A 15,962-nucleotide genomic window follows, 5' to 3' on the forward strand; every position below is an offset into this window, starting at 1 on the left:
TTTTTGCTTATTGATATATGATAGCCACATAACCCCATGGTACTGGCTCCCAACATGAAGCAACTGTTTGATTTTATTCCTCTGGTCATATTCTTTATTCTCTATAAAACCCATGATATCTATGTCGGGACTGGGGCATTGATTATCGCGACAGCCATTCAACTGGTTGTCACTTGGATGCTGTATAAAAAGGTAGAAAAGATGCAGCTGGTGACGTTTGTCATCGTTGCTGTGTTTGGTGGGTTAACCATTTTTATGCACGATGAAAACTTCATCAAATGGAAAGTCACCATTGTGTACGGTATTTTTGCTGCTGGGCTAGCTATCAGCCAGTTGTTAGGTAAGCCGCTGATAAAAGGCATGTTAGGCAAAGAACTCAGCCTACCGGATAAGGTCTGGAACCGAATCAATAGCGCTTGGGCACTGTTTTTCGTTGTATGTGCCGTCGTGAATGTCTATATTGCCTTCCGTTTACCGCTCGATGTGTGGGTTAATTTCAAAGTATTCGGTCTATTAATCCTGACTTTGATCTTCACCATTGCCACCGGCGGCTATATTTACCACCATATGCCAAAAGAACCCGATTCAGAGTAGTATAGAGTCGCATCATGACATCAGAAAATAATATTCCTCGCGGGCAATTGTTGCTTCGCACTCTTGCAATGCCAGCCGACACCAATGCCAACGGTGATATTTTTGGCGGCTGGATTATGTCTCAACTTGATTTAGCCGGCGCTATCTTAGCGAAAGAGATCTCAGGTGGACGCGTTGTTACCGTGTCCGTCGATAGCATCGCTTTCAAAGCCCCAGTCAGCGTGGGTGATGTAGTATGTTGCTACGGCGAATGTAGCCGTATCGGTAACTCATCAATGAGCGTAGCACTTGAAGTATGGGTTAAGCCTGTAGCAATTGATGCTGTCGGTGATCGCTACCGTGTATGTGAAGCGACATTTAACTATGTTGCCATTGACAGTAACGGCCGCCCACGCCCAGTTAAAAAATAAATTTATTGTGCCAATCTTTATAAGTCATTGATCTAAGCCATTTGCTATCACAATGGCGCTCACAGACTTATGTAGACTGGTATAGAACAGTGCAGAAATCCGCAAAAAAGCCCTAACATAATGCTAGGGCTTTTTTTTTCATTTATGATAGGAAAAATTTGTCACACATTGCCGCCTTCCTAAAGTTCACCTACATAGGCTGAGGTCGGCAGTTTCAAGGAGAGAGCTACATGTGGTACGTTATTTTTTCCCAGGATGTTGAAAACAGCCTTGAGCGCCGTATGAGTGTGCGCGAAAAACATTTGGCAAGACTGAAAGATCTCCAAGAGCAAGGCCGTTTATTGGTTGCTGGACCGATGCCCGCCATCGACAGTGAAAATCCAGGTGAAGCTGGCTTTACTGGCTCGACCGTGATTGCAGAATTCAGCTCCTTGGACGATGCCCAAGCTTGGGCCGATGCCGATCCGTACATCGAAGCCGGTGTCTACGAGAAAGTTATCGTCAAACCGTTCAAGAAAGTACTCCCATAACCCGTAATTTGAGATAACAACGTTATGCTAAAACGCACCCTCGTTTTATTAGGCGCTGTCGTGTTGGCAGGCTGTGCTTCAAATAAAGAAGAGCAAGCCATCATGGATTTGGCGAGAGCCCGAGCTATGGCTATCAACAACAAAGCCCCGTATGAGAAAATTGATCAATACCAGATCATGAAAGCCCAAGCACGGGAAAACATTGTCGAAATTACCATCTTGTACGGCGGTGGCGGTAAAACCCCACCGACACAGGCCGCCAAAAGTGCCGCTCTCAACTACTGCAACAGCAACGAGCTAAGCCCAATGGTTAGCGAGGGGGTAAATTACAATATCGTGATTATGGACATGCGCGGCCGCCCTATGGTGACTCAGCCGATCACTGCAGATGTGTGTAGTCAATTAGCGAATTAGTAACGGGCGATTGGCGTTTTTTTACCCGTAATCAACCCAACCAACTAAAGCTTTATACAGCTGGATAAAATTTCAAAACTTAGCCTTCAGGGAAGAAGGCTTAGAGCTACATGGACGTACTCGTGCGTTTTTGAAATTTTCATCCTGATGATTTAAAGCCTTCGAAAAAAACGCCAGCATTGCTGGCGTTTTTCTTTTGGGCTATTGGGAAATTACGAGCGCTCAAACAGCAGCACTTTCAGCCCACCTTCCGGATCGATATCCTTGAACTCCGGTGGATTTTCCAAACGGTGCTGGTAAACCAGTTCTGGCGCTTCCGCTGCCATTCCCTCAATCAAGAAAGAAGACGACACACCGGGATCATTGACACAAGCGAGTACCTGACCGTTTTCTGTCAGCAAGTCAGGCAAACGACGTAGGATTTTCTGGTAATCCTTGGTCAAGGCGAAGCTGCCTTTTTGGAACGATGGCGGGTCGATGATGATCAGATCATACGCGCCAAGCTTGCGTACTTTGCCCCACGACTTGAACAACTCATGGCCAAGGAAGCTAACTTTGGACAAGTCATGCTGGTTCAAGTGGTGGTTATCGCGGCCGCGGCTCAGAGCAGCTCTGGCCATATCAAGATTAACCACATGCTCTGCCCCACCGGCAATAGCAGCGACAGAGAAACCACAGGTATAAGCGAACAGGTTAAGCACTCGCTTGCCTTCTGCATGACGCATAACCCAATCACGGCCATAGCGCATGTCCAAGAACAAGCCATTGTTCTGCTTACGGCCAAGATCCAACTTGAACGTGAGGCCATTCTCAACCACATCTTGGTATTCGCTGCTCTCACCCCACAGTACCTCCATCGGTGAGCCTTGGCGATCACGGTGCTGGAGCAGTAACGATGTCGCCCCACATTGTTGCCACACTGGGGTTTCAACCAATGTCTCAGCCATGTGCTGCAATTGTACTAAGAATTCTTCAGACGGTTCTTTAAACAGCGAAACAAGAACTTGTCCGCTTAGCCAGTCGACAGTCAACTGCTCAAGACCCGGCCAGCAACGGCCACGGCCATGGAATAACCGGCGCACTTCATTTGGCGGTGTCGCCAGTTCAGCCATAAGGTGTTGCTCAAGGTTTACTAATGCACTCGGTTCCATAGTTCTACTGCGTTGGGAAATTGAGGAGCGGTATTATAGATTCCATTCCGTTCAAAACGAAATAGCATCACGCGACAAGCTTGAGATTTTCTTGTTCAGGTTGGCGGCAGCTAGCGAGGTGAACGTACTCTGCCTGAAGGCGAATTTGGCGCTGGCGGCGGGTACGGTTTTTGACTATTTTACGTTGTCGACGAAATGACGCCAGCCCCCAAAAACGTGATTGGTTCTTTTTTTTCTTCAATCGCATGCGAAGCGATACGGAGCGGGTAAGGCGCATATTGAATCTCGGTCTAGGTAAGTCCTAGACCGGTATTATAGGTGAAACCTTACGGTAATGTAATTTGTGAAAGGTCAAAATAGCAGCAGTCGACCTGGATTTAACAAGGAAAAACACGGGGTTTAAACAATTCATTATCATTAAGCCCTATTTTTCTACATCAACCTACCAAATAGTGGTTAAAAGGCAACCAGCACCGCCATTACCTCTTTTCCGAAACCCAGTTACTTTTTTTCCAGGTACTCAGTTACTTTTTTCCAGGTAAAAGCGGCCAAGCCAATTCCCAAGGCGCGGCCCACTCGGCCAATACCTGCTGGGTTTCGGCGACTTGCCATAATTCACCCTGCGATGGCTGACAGATAAATTGCCACTGCTGCTCAGCATAGGAAAAGCGCAGCGCATAGGCATGTAGATAACCACGATCCGCCGATTCATTGCCATAAATATTATCACCGGTGATCCCTGAGCCCACGCTGCGCAAGGCGACACGGATCTGATGGGTTTTTCCAGTATGCGGTTTACACAAGAACAAGCGTCGGCCTTGGCCTGCGGCGGCAGAGAAAAATTGGGTGACCGCAGGGTTCTCGCGACTGCTTTCCAGCTTCCAGCTACTGCGTCGTGAGCGGGTCATATCACCGATGACCACGCCTTGCTTTTTCTTTGGCTTCTTGGTGCCTATCGCCAAATAGAACTTCTCGACGTCGCGGTCAGCAAAACACTGAGATAACGCAGCGGCGGCTTCACGGTTGCGACCGAGCAGTAGCAAGCCTGATGTCATCTTATCCAACCGATGGATGAGATAAAGCTGCTTATCCCCACTCTGTTTCGCCACTTCCTGCAGTAGCATCACATCGCCATCGTCTTTGTGAACTGACACCCCAGGGTGCTTATTAATCACAAGAAAGTCTGGGTGGGTGTGGAGAATATCGAACATATTGATTGGCTCTTGGCTGAGGGCTCCGGCGTTGGAGTGCGAAGTATACCGCTTATCGCTAATATTTCCACAGAGCCATTCCCACAGATTCCCGCAAGCAAAAAAAAACGGGAGCCATTGGCTCCCGCTTAGAGGTGTTAAGCTGTATTCCGGTTTATGGGGTCAGCTTATGTGGAATGACAGTTTCTTGGTTTTACAGCTTCTTAGAAACCAAGGCACCAAGACCAATAATGGCAAGGCCCAGTACCATGATTTCACCTTTACCGCTGTCAAAGCCTGCCTTCACACCAGCAATTGCTACAATCGCGATAGCGAATGGGATCACGTACTTCACTAGGTTGTACCATAGGCCGAACAGTGGGAACTTGAATTCACCGTCATTAGTGATTTCTTTTTCAAGTTCGCTACGGCTCAGGCGCCAGCCAGCGAAGATACAGACCAGCATGCCGCCAACGGCCAAGAAGATCTTATCAGTTAGCAGGTCAAAAATATCAAACGCACCGGTCTCGAACAATGTTGGACCTAAGCCACCAAGAGAAAGCGATGCAAAGATACACAGCACAGCCATGACAGCACTTGCCGAGAACACCGCTGTTGAACGCTTCATGCCTTTTTCGTCAATCAGGTAAGACACCACGACTTCTAGCAGCGATACCGAAGACGTCAATGCCGCAACACTCAAGCCAACGAAGAACAGCAGTGCAAGCAGTAGACCCACAATGCCGCCCATTTCAGCAAATAGCTGAGGCACAACAACGAAGATCAAACCCGGGCCAGCCGCAGGTTCCATGCTGAATGCAAACATGGCTGGGAACATCGCCACACCAGCAAGGATTGCAACAGCGGTATCCATTGCCGTTACCATTGCTGTAGTTTGCACTAAGTTTTCTTTCTTCTTCAGGTAGCTACCGTATGTGATCATACAACCCATACCCAAGCTCAAGGAGAAGAACGCCTGACCCAGTGCTGCCAATACAACCGTACTGTCAACTTTGGAGAAATCAGGTTTGAATAGGAATTCAAGACCAGCTGCTGCGCCCGGAAGGCTTAGGCCTTTGATTGCCACAATGATCAGGATAGCGAACAGTAGAGGCATCAAGATCTTACCTGCTTTCTCGATACCGCCTGAAATCCCTTTGATTACCACCAGGATGTTGAAGACAAGGTATAAGCCCATCCAGAACAGAGGTTGGATTGGGTTCGAGATAAAGCTACCAAAGCTATCACCAATCGCTTCTGGTGTGCTCAGTAGACCTGTCGAAATTTTGTAGATGTAAGCAATAGCCCAGCCACCAACGACCGGGTAGAAGCCCATAATAAGCAGGCCACTAACCACACCGATCACACCGACGAATGACCAACGGCGATCAGTTGATTTAAATGCACCTACTGCGGAAAGGCCCGTCTTACGGCCCACGGCAAATTCAGTCAGCATGACGCTGAAACCGATAAAGATAACGAACAATAGGTAAATAGCTACGAAAGCACCACCACCACTCTCACCAGCTGTGTATGGGAACTTCCAGATGTTACCAAGACCTACTGCGGATCCTGCCGCGGCCATAACGAAGCCTAATTTTGACCCCCAATTATCACGGGGTTGTGTGGTTGTATTACTAGTAGCCACGTTCTCTCCAAGGTTTTGTTGTGTTTGCTAGAGTTTGCTAGTAATAGGCGTCGAGAATATGTTGTGTAAACTTATGTGCAAAGTTATGTGTACACTTATAGGATAGTTATTGACGCTCTATATATGGCAAGTAAAACAGGTTGCGATTAGAATGTGAAGCCCGCGCTTCTAAATTTTGATTATTTACTGCTTTTTTACATCATTTCTTAGCATTTCGCTTATCTTTTGCACGAATAACACGTGCTAATTTCACATTACTCCTACAATTCAGTGATTTCCTCTTATCAAACTTAGCACATATTTCGTGTGAAATTTCGCTGGTATTCCGCTAGTTTCAATGCAAAATAGAGTAAAATTACAAACTCTTATTAAAGATACGAATGGAACAGTTCTATCAAATCCTGGTCTGGGCTAGCGTCTTCTTCTATTGGCTGATGATCGCTGCCGTCACTATGCGCATTGTCTTCAAGCGCAGAGTGGTCGGTGTTTCACTTGCCTGGCTCATGATCATCTTTATCATCCCGATCGGCGGGGTGATCGCTTACCTGTTGTTTGGTGAGCTCAATTTAGGAAAAAAACGCGCCCAGCGAGCCAAAGTCATGTTTGAGCCTTTCGCTGACTGGTTCCAGCGCCTCAATGACTGTCCCGGCCACCAACCAGAACTGATGAGCGAGCATGCCCGCCCTATTAGCGATTTATGCGAAAATCGACTAGGGATCCCGGCCTTGAGTGGCAATAGCCTTTCACTGCAAGACTCGCCGCAAACGATACTGCGTTCTCTGATCGAAGATATCCACCAAGCCAAAGCCTCTATTCATCTGGAGTTTTACATTTGGCATCCCGGTGGACTGGCCGATGAAGTAGCGACCGCTTTGATTATGGCGGCCAAGCGCGGGGTCGAGGTGAAGGTGTTGCTGGATGCGGCTGGCAGCATGCGTTTCTTCCGTTCCCATTGGCCAAAGCTTATGCGCCATTCCGGCATTGAAATTGTCGAGGCGTTGGCCGTTACGCCATTTAGGATGTTCCTACGCCGGATGGACTTGCGTCAGCACCGCAAGATTGTTGTCATCGACGAGAACATCGGCTACACCGGTTCAATGAACTTGGTTGACCCAGCCTATTTCAAAACCGATGCCGGCGTCGGCCAGTGGATTGATGTCATGGTCAGGGTAACAGGGCCATCTGTTGCGGTGCTTAACGGTATCCAAGCGTGGGACTGGGAAGTTGAAACCGGTGAGCGCTTCTTACCGCAACTTCCTGAATGCTCGCTACCCAGCCAGGCAGAAGCTTCAGATATGATCCAGGTGATCCCATCTGGGCCGGGCATGCCTGATGAAATCATCCATCAAGCACTGCTGCTGAGCATTTACCAAGCCAAAGAAAGTGTGGTGATCACCACGCCGTATTTTGTGCCGAGCGAAAACTTGCTCCATGCAATGAAAGGCGCAGCACACCGCGGAGTCACTGTCGATATCATCATCCCCGATAAGAATGACTCCATCATGGTGGAATGGGCCAGCCGCTCCTTTTTCTCGGAACTGCTTGCTGCTGGCGTCCGTATTCACCGCTTCCATGGCGGTTTGCTACACACCAAATCAGTAGTGATCGACAAGACCCACTGTCTGATTGGCACGGTTAACTTGGATATGCGTAGCCTGTGGCTGAACTTTGAGGTGACGCTGGCGGTGGATAACCCCGAGTTCACCCAGCAGCTAAACTGGCTACAGAAAGAATATATGAGCGACTCAAGTTTGGTCGATATGGCCGAGTGGGAAGAGCGGCATATCAGCAACAAGTTGATTGAACAGTTCTTCTACATGTTCAGCCCGTTGTTGTAGATTAAATATTGTAAGCTGAAGCTTCGTGCAATAAAAAAGGCCATTAAGGCCTTTTTTATTGTCTTTATTTACCAATTCGCTTCGCCAACAAATCCAGCACCAAACGGCTGTCTGCATCTCGGATAGTCGGTAGCTGGAAGCGCGCCTCGCGGGTATCTTTGATTGATACCGTAGCACTGATCAAGGCTTCCTCACCGCCCGCTTCTGCCAAGCAGTTGCCAAAGGCATCCAAGATGCGCGAGCCACCCCAGAAACGGCTATTGCCTTCCAAGGCACAGCTGTTTGCCATCATCACAGGCACGCCGTAGGTCATCGAGATAAAGTCGGTATTGGTTTTCCAACCTTGCGGGTTGGAGAACTCATCAGACACAATATCAGCCGCCGAGTTGACCGGAGCCAGCATCAGTGCCGGCTTGTCCAGCATCGCTAGGTGCGGCAAAGCCGGGTTCCATAGATCGGCGCAAATCAGAGTATGCATCGGCCAGCCGGTGATAGGCGTGCAAGGCTCAAGATCTTGGCCTTTGCTATACCACTTCGCCTCTTCCAGCCCACCATAGTTCGGCAGGTTCAATTTACGGTGGATGTGAACAACCTGACCGTTTTTCACCATTGCTTGTGCATTGTAGAACTCACCAGCCTGATCTTCTTCGATAAAGCCAGCGCTGACGACCATGTCACCAGCGGCATCAGCAAGCTGCTCAAGCAACGGGTGATCAGCCCCCATCGCCACATCCAGCGTCTTTTCGCGCAGGCTGTAGCCTGTTAGCGAAAGCTCTGGAAACAGCAGCACCTCAATACCCTGCTCACGGGCTTGTTCGATATAGTGAAGGTGCTTTTCCAGGTTGGCCTCAACATCACCCAGCACAGGGGCGATTTGGGCAATACCAACATGTAATACTTCTTTCGTCATGTTAAAACCTCATACCAACCTGTTTAATACTGAGTTGGTATTAAAAGGCCAGCATACGCTGGCCTTAGTAAACGTTAGGTACTTGCCGTGAATTACAGCAGACCGTTTTGCTCCAAGAACTGGCGAGACACACGTTCAATCGACAGACCATCCACATCGACCTGGGCATTCAGGCTCGACATCGTGGTATCGTTCATCAGCGCCGACAGTACATTCAACTGTTCTGCCAATTGCGGATTAGCAGCAAGTGAGTCCTGTCGAACAACCGGCGTCAGTGCGTAGTTAGGAAAATGGTTGCGATCATCTTTCAGCACATAGAAATCAAACGCCTTTACGCGGCCATCCGTCGCGAATACCATCGTGATATCAACCACTTCCTGTGACAGCGCCTGATAAACCAAACCTGAGTTCATCTTACGCAAGTTACGGCGCGGCATCTCAAACTCATACGCTTCAAGCAGTGACTTCAAGCCATCCGGGCGCGCCGAAAACTCAACGTTACTGGCCATCTGCGCGTCTTTGCCATCTTCAGACTGCAGCCAGTTCATCATATCGGTGATCGACTCAATGTCCTTCTCTTTGGCAAAGTCTTTACGCATTGCCAATGCATAGGTGTTGTTAGCCTGTGATGGGTCAAGCCAGATCAGGCCCACTTTTTCATCCAACGCTTTTACCCGTTGGTAAGTTTCTTCAGGATTGAGTTTCTCAACCACTTTGTTGAACGTCACCAAACCGGTACCGGTATATTCCCAGTACAGGTCGATCTGACCGTTCAGCTGCGCGGTACGCAGGACTGTTGAGCCCATACCATCACGCTGGTCCACATCGTAGCCTAAGCCGGTAAGATACTGGGCCGTCATCGAAGACATAATCAGCTGCTCGGTATAACCCTTGCCGCCAACCACAAGCTTACCCGCGGCCTGGGACGAGACCGAGAACACCATTACCGAGAACACAGTGGCCACGGCAGCCAATAAAGAGATTACGCGTTTCATCTTTGTTTCACTCCGTGCCATTACTTACGGTTAGGGTTTACACCCTTGCTCACAATCAGGAAGGTCACAAAACCCAATATCACATCCATGATCAGTGCCAATACCGCGGTTGGGATCGCACCCGCCAACATCATCGGCGTATCATAAAGGTCGATACCGGCGAAGATCAGCTCACCCAAACCGGTACCACCAATCTGGAAAGCCAGCGGCACCGTACCAATGTTGATAGCAAATGCGGTACGGATACCCGCCATAATGACGTACATCGCGTTAGGCAATTCCACCTTCACCAACTGCTGCATCGGCGTCAGGCCGATACCGGTTGCCGCCTCTTTCAAGTGTGCAGGTACAGATAGCAAGCCCGTGTAGGTATTACGCAAGATTGGCAACACCGAGGCAAAAGCCAGTGCGATGACTGCTGGCTTGTCACCGATACCCAAGAAGCTCATCGACAGCGCCAGCACAGCTAGCGTTGGTACCGTGGTACCGATGTTAAAGATCTGCATCACCACATCAGCCGACTTCCGGTAGGACGGACGGCTAAGGATAATACCAACCGGTACACCCACAAGGATCGCGATAGAGCCAGAAATCAAAGTCAGCTTGATATGGTGGCCCGACAGGTACAGAATTTCGTCCCAGTAATGAATAAACTGTTCGACGAAACCTGATGACTGCACCCAGATCCCCAACAGGAATACCGTAACCAGCAGCAGAGCGTTGAAATAAGGGCTTAAGTTAATTGACTTCATCCCTTACCCCTTTTTACGGAAACTGGCTCCCAGGTGGTGTGTAATACCACGCTGTGAAATTTCGCCACATAGTTGGCCTTGCTCGTCAACAACAGCCAGCCAGCTAATATCATGGGCAAACATCTTAGAAACAACGGCACGTAAATCCTGCTCTTGTTTCATCAGGATAGGTAGACCGTCGTAATGATCGCTACACAAACCGCGCTGGCTCATCGCCACTGACTTGGTGATCATACCGATAGGCTGCTGCTGGTTGTTCACCATCACAATCATGCCGTGGCCGTAATCGTTCATACGCTGCAGAGCAACTTCAAGCGAGTCATTTGGTGATACCGTTGGCACCTGACGATCCATCACTTCACCGGCAGTTGATAACTGAAGGCGCTTCAATGTGCGGTCGGTACCGACAAAATCAGCGACAAAGTCGGTCGCAGGGTGGGCCAAAAGCTGGTCTGGGCTTGAGTATTGCTCAAGCTGACCATCGCGGAAGATTGCCACTTTATTCGCCATCTTCACCGCTTCATCAATATCGTGGGAAACGAACATGATGGTTTTCTTCAGCTCTTTGTTCATCTTCAGGAATTCTTCCTGAATCACTTCGCGGTTGATGGGATCGATTGCACCAAAAGGTTCATCCATCAAAAGTACTGGTGCATCGGCCGCCAACGCACGGATCACACCCACACGCTGCTGCTGGCCACCTGAAAGTTCATTCGGGTAACGCTTCATGAAGGCATTGGGATCCAGTGCGACCATATCCAGCAGATCTTTCGCTCGCTGGGTACAACGCTTGGCATCCCAACCCATCAGTTTCGGGATCAGGCTGATGTTTTCTTCAATGGTCATGTTCGGGAACAGACCGATTTGCTGGATAACGTAACCGATGTTACGGCGCAGCGTTACGGTATCGATACCGGTTGTGTCTTCGCCGTTGATCAGGACACGGCCAGATGTTGGCGTTACCAGGCGGTTGATCATCTTCAGCGTGGTGGTTTTACCACAGCCTGATGGGCCCAGCAGGACACAGATTTCGCCGGTCGGTACTTCCATGTTGATATGATCGGCCGCTGTCACCACACCCTGTGGTGTTTCAAAAACTTTTGTCAGGTTCTCAAGTTGGATCATGAAAACGCCCTCTTAATTCGTAAAACTTAGCCGTGAACGACGACACCTTTTGGTGTGAATTTCTTCTGGATTTTCGCCAGTACCGTATCGGCAAAAATGGCCAACAGGCTCACAGCTACAGCACCAACAATCAGCTGGCGCGGATCAGACTGGCTGATCCCTCGTGCAATAAACGTCCCCAAGCCACCGGCACCAATATAAGTTGCGATAGCCATAACACCGATGTTCATCACGACAGCAGTGCGCACACCCGCCATAATCACCGGAATAGCCAGTGGGATCTCAACCAACCGCAAGCGCTGCATGTTGGTCAGGCCGATGCCCCTCGCCGCTTCGCGCAAAGCGGGGTCAACGTTGTTAATTGCGGTATAGGTATTACGAATAATGGGCAACTGCGAGTACAGTAAAACTGCAATCACTGCTGGCAGATAACCAATACCCTGGCCGATAATCGACAGCACGGGGATCATGATCCCGAACAAGGCAATAGAAGGGATCGTAATAATAATGGACGCAACGTATAGCACCACATTGGCTACACGCTGATTCTGGGTAATTGCGATACCAATAGGTACCCCTGTCATCATAGCCAGGCCAACCGCCAAGCTAACTAACGACAGATGCTCTACAGTTCGAGAGACAATGACATCCCAGTTGTCCAGAACGAAATTGAAAATTTCCAATTTGCACTCCTGGATTTAAGAGTTGAACACAGATTGTTTATTGATCATTTCCGCTTAGATGCCGGAAACATTGATACAACCACACGGTTGTCAAAACAGGGGCTCCGCCCTGATAGACATGGTTTTCACCATAAGAATCGCTTGTCTGACCAGAAGTCATACAGGCGAAAAAGGAAGGGGGATTCTAGTGAGTTACCCTGACTACCTCAAGTTTTTTCAGAAATTATTTTGATCTCACTACTTAATGATGAGCAAAAAACAAACATTCAATGAATAATTCATTGATTTGAAAGAAAACATGAAATGTGAAAATTACAATGAGCTCGTTGTATTTTGTTTGGAAAACTTTGCCTCAACTTCAAGATAAGCAACTACAATTATATCCAAGTGACTACAAGATGTTTGCTGAAGTAAGCGCCTTCAACTTACTTAGGGATATCATTCAGGATGAATATTGGGGGAGAGCCAATGCGACAAGCGCGTTCGAAGCTAATGATGTTTTGTCTTCTTATTACATTGTCTATGTGCATTGCATTTACGGCATGGGGACAATCTATCCCACTCGCGATTGCCGGGTACACCCCATCAGGCGAAAAGCTGACACATGAGCTTGCACGCGAACAGCTCGAGCAGCTTCCCCAAACAACACTGTCAACCGACTTACCTTGGCTTAAGCAAAGCGCCACTTTCGAGGGAGTCCGCCTACTCACCCTCCTCGAGCATTTCAATTTATCGACCAGCAAGCTCAAGCTACTTGCCCTCAACGATTACTCCGTCGTCATCAGTCATGACTACATCAAACAATACAACCCATTACTGGCTATAAAAAAAGATGGCCAATACTTAAAAGTTCGCGATTATGGTCCCTATTGGGTCATTATCTCTCTCAATGAACACCCAGAAGCCGCCGAAACCAAGCATCTTGCCAATATGGTTTGGCAACTGACATTTATCGAAGCCCAATAGCCGAGTTGTGATATGGGAAGTTGTTGTAGCCGTAAAATCGCATTCGTGCTCACTTACCTAACACCATTGCTTATTATCAGTATCCTGATTGCCGTGGCAGCCTTGAAACGCAATTCAGACACCATTGCCAACAGCCAGAATGAAGCAGCATGGTACGTACTCCAACTTAACAAGGAGTATGCCGAGTTCCATCATCAACTACACCGCTACGCGGCTGGCAGTAGTGACCATAATGATATGATGCTGCAATATGAAATATTGTGGAGCCGATTCACAACCATTCTGACCAACTCCCATATCAGCCACCTCTATCATTTTGATGGTGCCTACCACCAAATCAGCAAACAGTTTGCCTATATCCAGTCTATCGAGCCGCAACTCATTGCCCTTGAGACGGGTGAATCTGACAATGTATTGATCAAACAGGTAAAAGAACGCTATGAAAACCTAGTGATTTTTCTCAGCCATAAGTTCCGCCTTTCTAGCGGTGATCTGTTAAAGCGGGTAGAAGCGACCCAAACGATGAAATTACTTATCTACTTCCTACTCTGTGCCATCGTACTACTGGGCGGGATTTTATACTGGGCACTGTGGCGCGAATCAACATCCATGCGCAAGCTGGCGATGAGCGATACCCTAACCGGGATCCGCAGCCGGTTGTGGCTCAACCAGCGCCTTAACGAATTAGTCAAGACCAAGCAGCCATTTCGCTTCTACCTCATTGATTTAGATAGCTTCAAGCTGGTCAACGATACCCTAGGACACCACATAGGGGATGAGCTGCTGATCATCGTCGCCAACAGGCTGGCAGCACTAAGCGGAGAGCACTACCACGTGGCCCGTATGGGCGGAGATGAGTTTGCGGTTATTGAATCTCTCTCGGTGCAGCATGAAATCAATATCAGCCAAAAACTACTCAACAGTTTCCAGCAGCCGACAATACTGAATGGCAAAACGTTCCCGATTTCCGCCAGCATCGGCAGCAGTGAATACCCGCTCAATGCGTCGAGTGTAAGTGAAGTCCTGCAACAAGCTGACTTTGCAATGTACGAGGTCAAACAACAAGGTAAGAATGGGGTATTGCATTTTACTCCCCCCATGATGCAAACGGCGAAGTCCGGTAGCACCACTTCCAAAGTAAAACCGTTTACAAAAAGTCTTTAACCTCTGGTCCCCAAAAAAAGGGCAAAAAAACGCCCACCTGTGGTGGGCGAAAATAACTTGGGTATATTTAATGCAGTGGTTGAAAAAGACTTACATTGCCGCAGCAAAGATAGAAGAAATCTCTTCGTGGCTTGCTTGTTTCGGGTTAGTAAAGCCACATGCATCTTTCAACGCATTGTCTGCCAACACGGCAATATCTTCTTCTTTGGCACCCAACTGCTGTAAACCTGCTGGAATACCGACATCTTTGGACAGTATCTGAATCGCTTCCAGTGCCGCATCAGCGCCCTGCTCTGCTGTCATACCTTCCACATTCACGCCCATCGCTTTTGCCACATCTTTTAGGCGGTCAGGACAAACCTGCGCGTTATAACGCTGAACATGTGGTAGCAATACCGCGTTACATACACCATGTGGTAGATCGTAAAAACCACCAAGCTGGTGCGCCATCGCATGCACATAGCCTAGCGAGGCATTGTTGAATGCCATTCCCGCCATGAACTGCGCATACGCCATTTGCTCACGGGCTTCAATGTTCTGGCCATCGTTTACTGCGGTGCGTAAATGGGCTTGGACCAGTTCGATCGCTTTGATTGCAACAGCATCGGTAATTGGCGTCGCAGCAGTAGACACGTAAGCTTCAATTGCGTGAGTCAGTGCATCCATACCAGTTGCCGCCGTCAAAGACGCCGGTTTAGCCAGCATCAGCTCAGGATCGTTAACCGACATCAGCGGTGTGGTGTTTTTATCAACGATGGCCATTTTGATGTGGCGCGCTTCGTCAGTAATGATACAGAAGCGAGTCATTTCACTTGCCGTGCCGGCTGTTGTGTTGATAGCAACCAGCGGCAATTGAGGTTTGGCTGATTGGTCGACACCTTCGTAGTCGGCAATCTTACCGCCATTGGCCGCTACCAAGGCAATACCCTTGGCGCAGTCATGCGGAGAACCACCGCCAAGCGATATCACGAAATCACATTCACCGTCTTTCAGCAGTGCCAACCCCGCTTCCACATTACCAATGGTTGGGTTTGGTTGTGTACCGTCAAAGACAACAGAATCAACATCACGCTGTGATAGCAAGTCCGCAACCTGCTTTACCATTCCAATCTGGCTAAGCACTTTATCAGTCACAATCAGGGCTTTTTTAAAGCCATGAGCTTTCACCGCGTCTACCGCTTCAGTCAAACAGCCCGCGCCCATCAAGTTTACCGCTGGGATAAAAAATGCACTACTCATGATAAATTCTCCATAATTATCAAAAACTAATTACCTTAGCCAGCTTATAGACAGCATTTTTCGTTATGCTTAAACAGGCTAGACGTAATCCGTCTTACTCTCTGCGAATAAAAGCTACCACCTGAAATGTGTGCAACAAATTGATCTTGGACAAGTTATAAATTCACAGGAAAAATTCATGCGATGTAGTTTGAGCTAGATCACCAAATCAACAAGTTACACGCCATAATTGTCTACTACTGGAAACACTACTTTTCGATTTATCACTAAGCTTGCCAACAATTTGTGATTTATCGCCCATAAAAAAACGCTGGCTTATGCCAGCGTTTTTCTGTTTCTAACAAGTGATGACT

17 protein-coding genes are annotated in these 15,962 nt (G+C 48.4%); 7 read left to right on the forward strand and 10 right to left on the reverse strand.

The window, feature by feature from the left end:
• Positions 1-54: 54 nt before the first annotated feature.
• The 4 genes from L4D79_RS17710 to gspS2 all read left to right on the forward strand — a co-directional run bounded on the left by L4D79_RS17710 (position 55) and on the right by gspS2 (position 1,948).
• Entirely contained in the window at positions 55-594 is a 540-nt protein-coding gene (locus L4D79_RS17710) for a septation protein A (protein WP_428652891.1), read from the forward strand.
• A gap of 14 nt (positions 595-608) precedes the next feature.
• On the forward strand, positions 609-1,004 hold the full coding sequence (yciA, locus tag L4D79_RS17715) for an acyl-CoA thioester hydrolase YciA (RefSeq protein ID WP_428652892.1): 396 nt from the start codon (positions 609-611) through the stop codon (positions 1,002-1,004).
• Positions 1,005-1,234: 230 nt separating this feature from the next.
• A complete protein-coding gene (locus tag L4D79_RS17720) occupies positions 1,235-1,534 on the forward strand; it encodes a YciI family protein (protein WP_428652893.1) in 300 nt (99 codons plus the stop codon).
• Between the two features lie 24 nt (positions 1,535-1,558).
• Complete coding sequence (gspS2, locus tag L4D79_RS17725) at positions 1,559-1,948, forward strand: type II secretion system pilot lipoprotein GspS-beta (RefSeq protein WP_428652894.1); 390 nt, start codon at positions 1,559-1,561, stop codon at positions 1,946-1,948.
• A 212-nt stretch (positions 1,949-2,160) separates the two neighbouring features.
• Here the strand turns inward: gspS2 and L4D79_RS17730 are convergent, their stop codons facing one another.
• The 4 genes from L4D79_RS17730 to L4D79_RS17745 form a co-directional block, all read right to left on the reverse strand.
• The gene (locus tag L4D79_RS17730; protein ID WP_428652895.1) at positions 2,161-3,099 is read right to left on the reverse strand and encodes a class I SAM-dependent methyltransferase; all 939 of its coding nucleotides are present in this window, start codon (positions 3,097-3,099) and stop codon (positions 2,161-2,163) included.
• Between the two features lie 67 nt (positions 3,100-3,166).
• Positions 3,167-3,376: a hypothetical protein gene (locus tag L4D79_RS17735; protein WP_428652896.1), complete on the reverse strand. Its 210-nt coding sequence runs from the start codon at positions 3,374-3,376 to the stop codon at positions 3,167-3,169.
• 247 nt (positions 3,377-3,623) lie between these two features.
• On the reverse strand, positions 3,624-4,310 hold the full coding sequence (locus L4D79_RS17740; RefSeq protein WP_428652897.1) for a TIGR01621 family pseudouridine synthase: 687 nt from the start codon (positions 4,308-4,310) through the stop codon (positions 3,624-3,626).
• A gap of 193 nt (positions 4,311-4,503) precedes the next feature.
• A complete protein-coding gene (locus L4D79_RS17745; RefSeq protein ID WP_428652898.1) occupies positions 4,504-5,937 on the reverse strand; it encodes a sodium-dependent transporter in 1,434 nt (477 codons plus the stop codon).
• A 380-nt stretch (positions 5,938-6,317) separates the two neighbouring features.
• Between L4D79_RS17745 and cls the strand changes: the two genes are divergently transcribed.
• On the forward strand, positions 6,318-7,775 hold the full coding sequence (cls, locus tag L4D79_RS17750; protein ID WP_428652899.1) for a cardiolipin synthase: 1,458 nt from the start codon (positions 6,318-6,320) through the stop codon (positions 7,773-7,775).
• Positions 7,776-7,839: 64 nt separating this feature from the next.
• Here cls and L4D79_RS17755 read toward each other — a convergent pair whose 3' ends face one another.
• The 5 genes from L4D79_RS17755 to L4D79_RS17775 form a co-directional block, all read right to left on the reverse strand.
• Positions 7,840-8,685, reverse strand: coding sequence for a nitrilase-related carbon-nitrogen hydrolase (locus L4D79_RS17755; protein WP_428652900.1), 846 nt, complete (start codon positions 8,683-8,685; stop codon positions 7,840-7,842).
• A 92-nt stretch (positions 8,686-8,777) separates the two neighbouring features.
• On the reverse strand, positions 8,778-9,680 hold the full coding sequence (locus tag L4D79_RS17760) for a glycine betaine ABC transporter substrate-binding protein (RefSeq protein ID WP_428652901.1): 903 nt from the start codon (positions 9,678-9,680) through the stop codon (positions 8,778-8,780).
• Positions 9,681-9,700: 20 nt separating this feature from the next.
• Positions 9,701-10,432: an ABC transporter permease gene (locus tag L4D79_RS17765; RefSeq protein ID WP_428652902.1), complete on the reverse strand. Its 732-nt coding sequence runs from the start codon at positions 10,430-10,432 to the stop codon at positions 9,701-9,703.
• A gap of 3 nt (positions 10,433-10,435) precedes the next feature.
• The gene (locus L4D79_RS17770) at positions 10,436-11,557 is read right to left on the reverse strand and encodes an ABC transporter ATP-binding protein (RefSeq protein ID WP_428652903.1); all 1,122 of its coding nucleotides are present in this window, start codon (positions 11,555-11,557) and stop codon (positions 10,436-10,438) included.
• A 26-nt stretch (positions 11,558-11,583) separates the two neighbouring features.
• Entirely contained in the window at positions 11,584-12,240 is a 657-nt protein-coding gene (locus L4D79_RS17775) for an ABC transporter permease (RefSeq protein ID WP_039458410.1), read from the reverse strand.
• Positions 12,241-12,708: 468 nt separating this feature from the next.
• Between L4D79_RS17775 and L4D79_RS17780 the strand changes: the two genes are divergently transcribed.
• A complete protein-coding gene (locus tag L4D79_RS17780; RefSeq protein ID WP_428652904.1) occupies positions 12,709-13,206 on the forward strand; it encodes a putative pterin-binding protein in 498 nt (165 codons plus the stop codon).
• Positions 13,207-13,218: 12 nt separating this feature from the next.
• A complete protein-coding gene (locus L4D79_RS17785) occupies positions 13,219-14,370 on the forward strand; it encodes a diguanylate cyclase domain-containing protein (RefSeq protein WP_428652905.1) in 1,152 nt (383 codons plus the stop codon).
• Positions 14,371-14,460: 90 nt separating this feature from the next.
• Here L4D79_RS17785 and yiaY read toward each other — a convergent pair whose 3' ends face one another.
• The gene (yiaY, locus tag L4D79_RS17790) at positions 14,461-15,609 is read right to left on the reverse strand and encodes an L-threonine dehydrogenase (protein WP_428652906.1); all 1,149 of its coding nucleotides are present in this window, start codon (positions 15,607-15,609) and stop codon (positions 14,461-14,463) included.
• Positions 15,610-15,962 lie beyond the last annotated feature (353 nt).

The sequence above is a fragment of the Photobacterium satsumensis genome, from assembly GCF_050336935.1.
Classification (GTDB): Bacteria; Pseudomonadota; Gammaproteobacteria; order Enterobacterales; family Vibrionaceae; genus Photobacterium; species Photobacterium satsumensis.

Bases quoted from the DNA above. Each gene is read 5' to 3' on its own strand.
- cls (WP_428652899.1), top strand. From the start codon at position 6,318: ATGGAACAGTTCTATCAAATCCTGGTCTGGGCTAGCGTCTTCTTCTAT.
- L4D79_RS17760 (WP_428652901.1), bottom strand. From the start codon at position 9,680: ATGAAACGCGTAATCTCTTTATTGGCTGCCGTGGCCACTGTGTTCTCG.
- L4D79_RS17785 (WP_428652905.1), top strand. From the start codon at position 13,219: ATGGGAAGTTGTTGTAGCCGTAAAATCGCATTCGTGCTCACTTACCTA.
- L4D79_RS17720 (WP_428652893.1), top strand. From the start codon at position 1,235: ATGTGGTACGTTATTTTTTCCCAGGATGTTGAAAACAGCCTTGAGCGC.
- L4D79_RS17740 (WP_428652897.1), bottom strand. From the start codon at position 4,310: ATGTTCGATATTCTCCACACCCACCCAGACTTTCTTGTGATTAATAAG.
- L4D79_RS17755 (WP_428652900.1), bottom strand. From the start codon at position 8,685: ATGACGAAAGAAGTATTACATGTTGGTATTGCCCAAATCGCCCCTGTG.
- L4D79_RS17765 (WP_428652902.1), bottom strand. From the start codon at position 10,432: ATGAAGTCAATTAACTTAAGCCCTTATTTCAACGCTCTGCTGCTGGTT.
- yiaY (WP_428652906.1), bottom strand. From the start codon at position 15,609: ATGAGTAGTGCATTTTTTATCCCAGCGGTAAACTTGATGGGCGCGGGC.
- L4D79_RS17730 (WP_428652895.1), bottom strand. From the start codon at position 3,099: ATGGAACCGAGTGCATTAGTAAACCTTGAGCAACACCTTATGGCTGAA.
- L4D79_RS17710 (WP_428652891.1), top strand. From the start codon at position 55: ATGAAGCAACTGTTTGATTTTATTCCTCTGGTCATATTCTTTATTCTC.
- L4D79_RS17770 (WP_428652903.1), bottom strand. From the start codon at position 11,557: ATGATCCAACTTGAGAACCTGACAAAAGTTTTTGAAACACCACAGGGT.
- L4D79_RS17780 (WP_428652904.1), top strand. From the start codon at position 12,709: ATGCGACAAGCGCGTTCGAAGCTAATGATGTTTTGTCTTCTTATTACA.
- L4D79_RS17735 (WP_428652896.1), bottom strand. From the start codon at position 3,376: ATGCGCCTTACCCGCTCCGTATCGCTTCGCATGCGATTGAAGAAAAAA.
- gspS2 (WP_428652894.1), top strand. From the start codon at position 1,559: ATGCTAAAACGCACCCTCGTTTTATTAGGCGCTGTCGTGTTGGCAGGC.
- yciA (WP_428652892.1), top strand. From the start codon at position 609: ATGACATCAGAAAATAATATTCCTCGCGGGCAATTGTTGCTTCGCACT.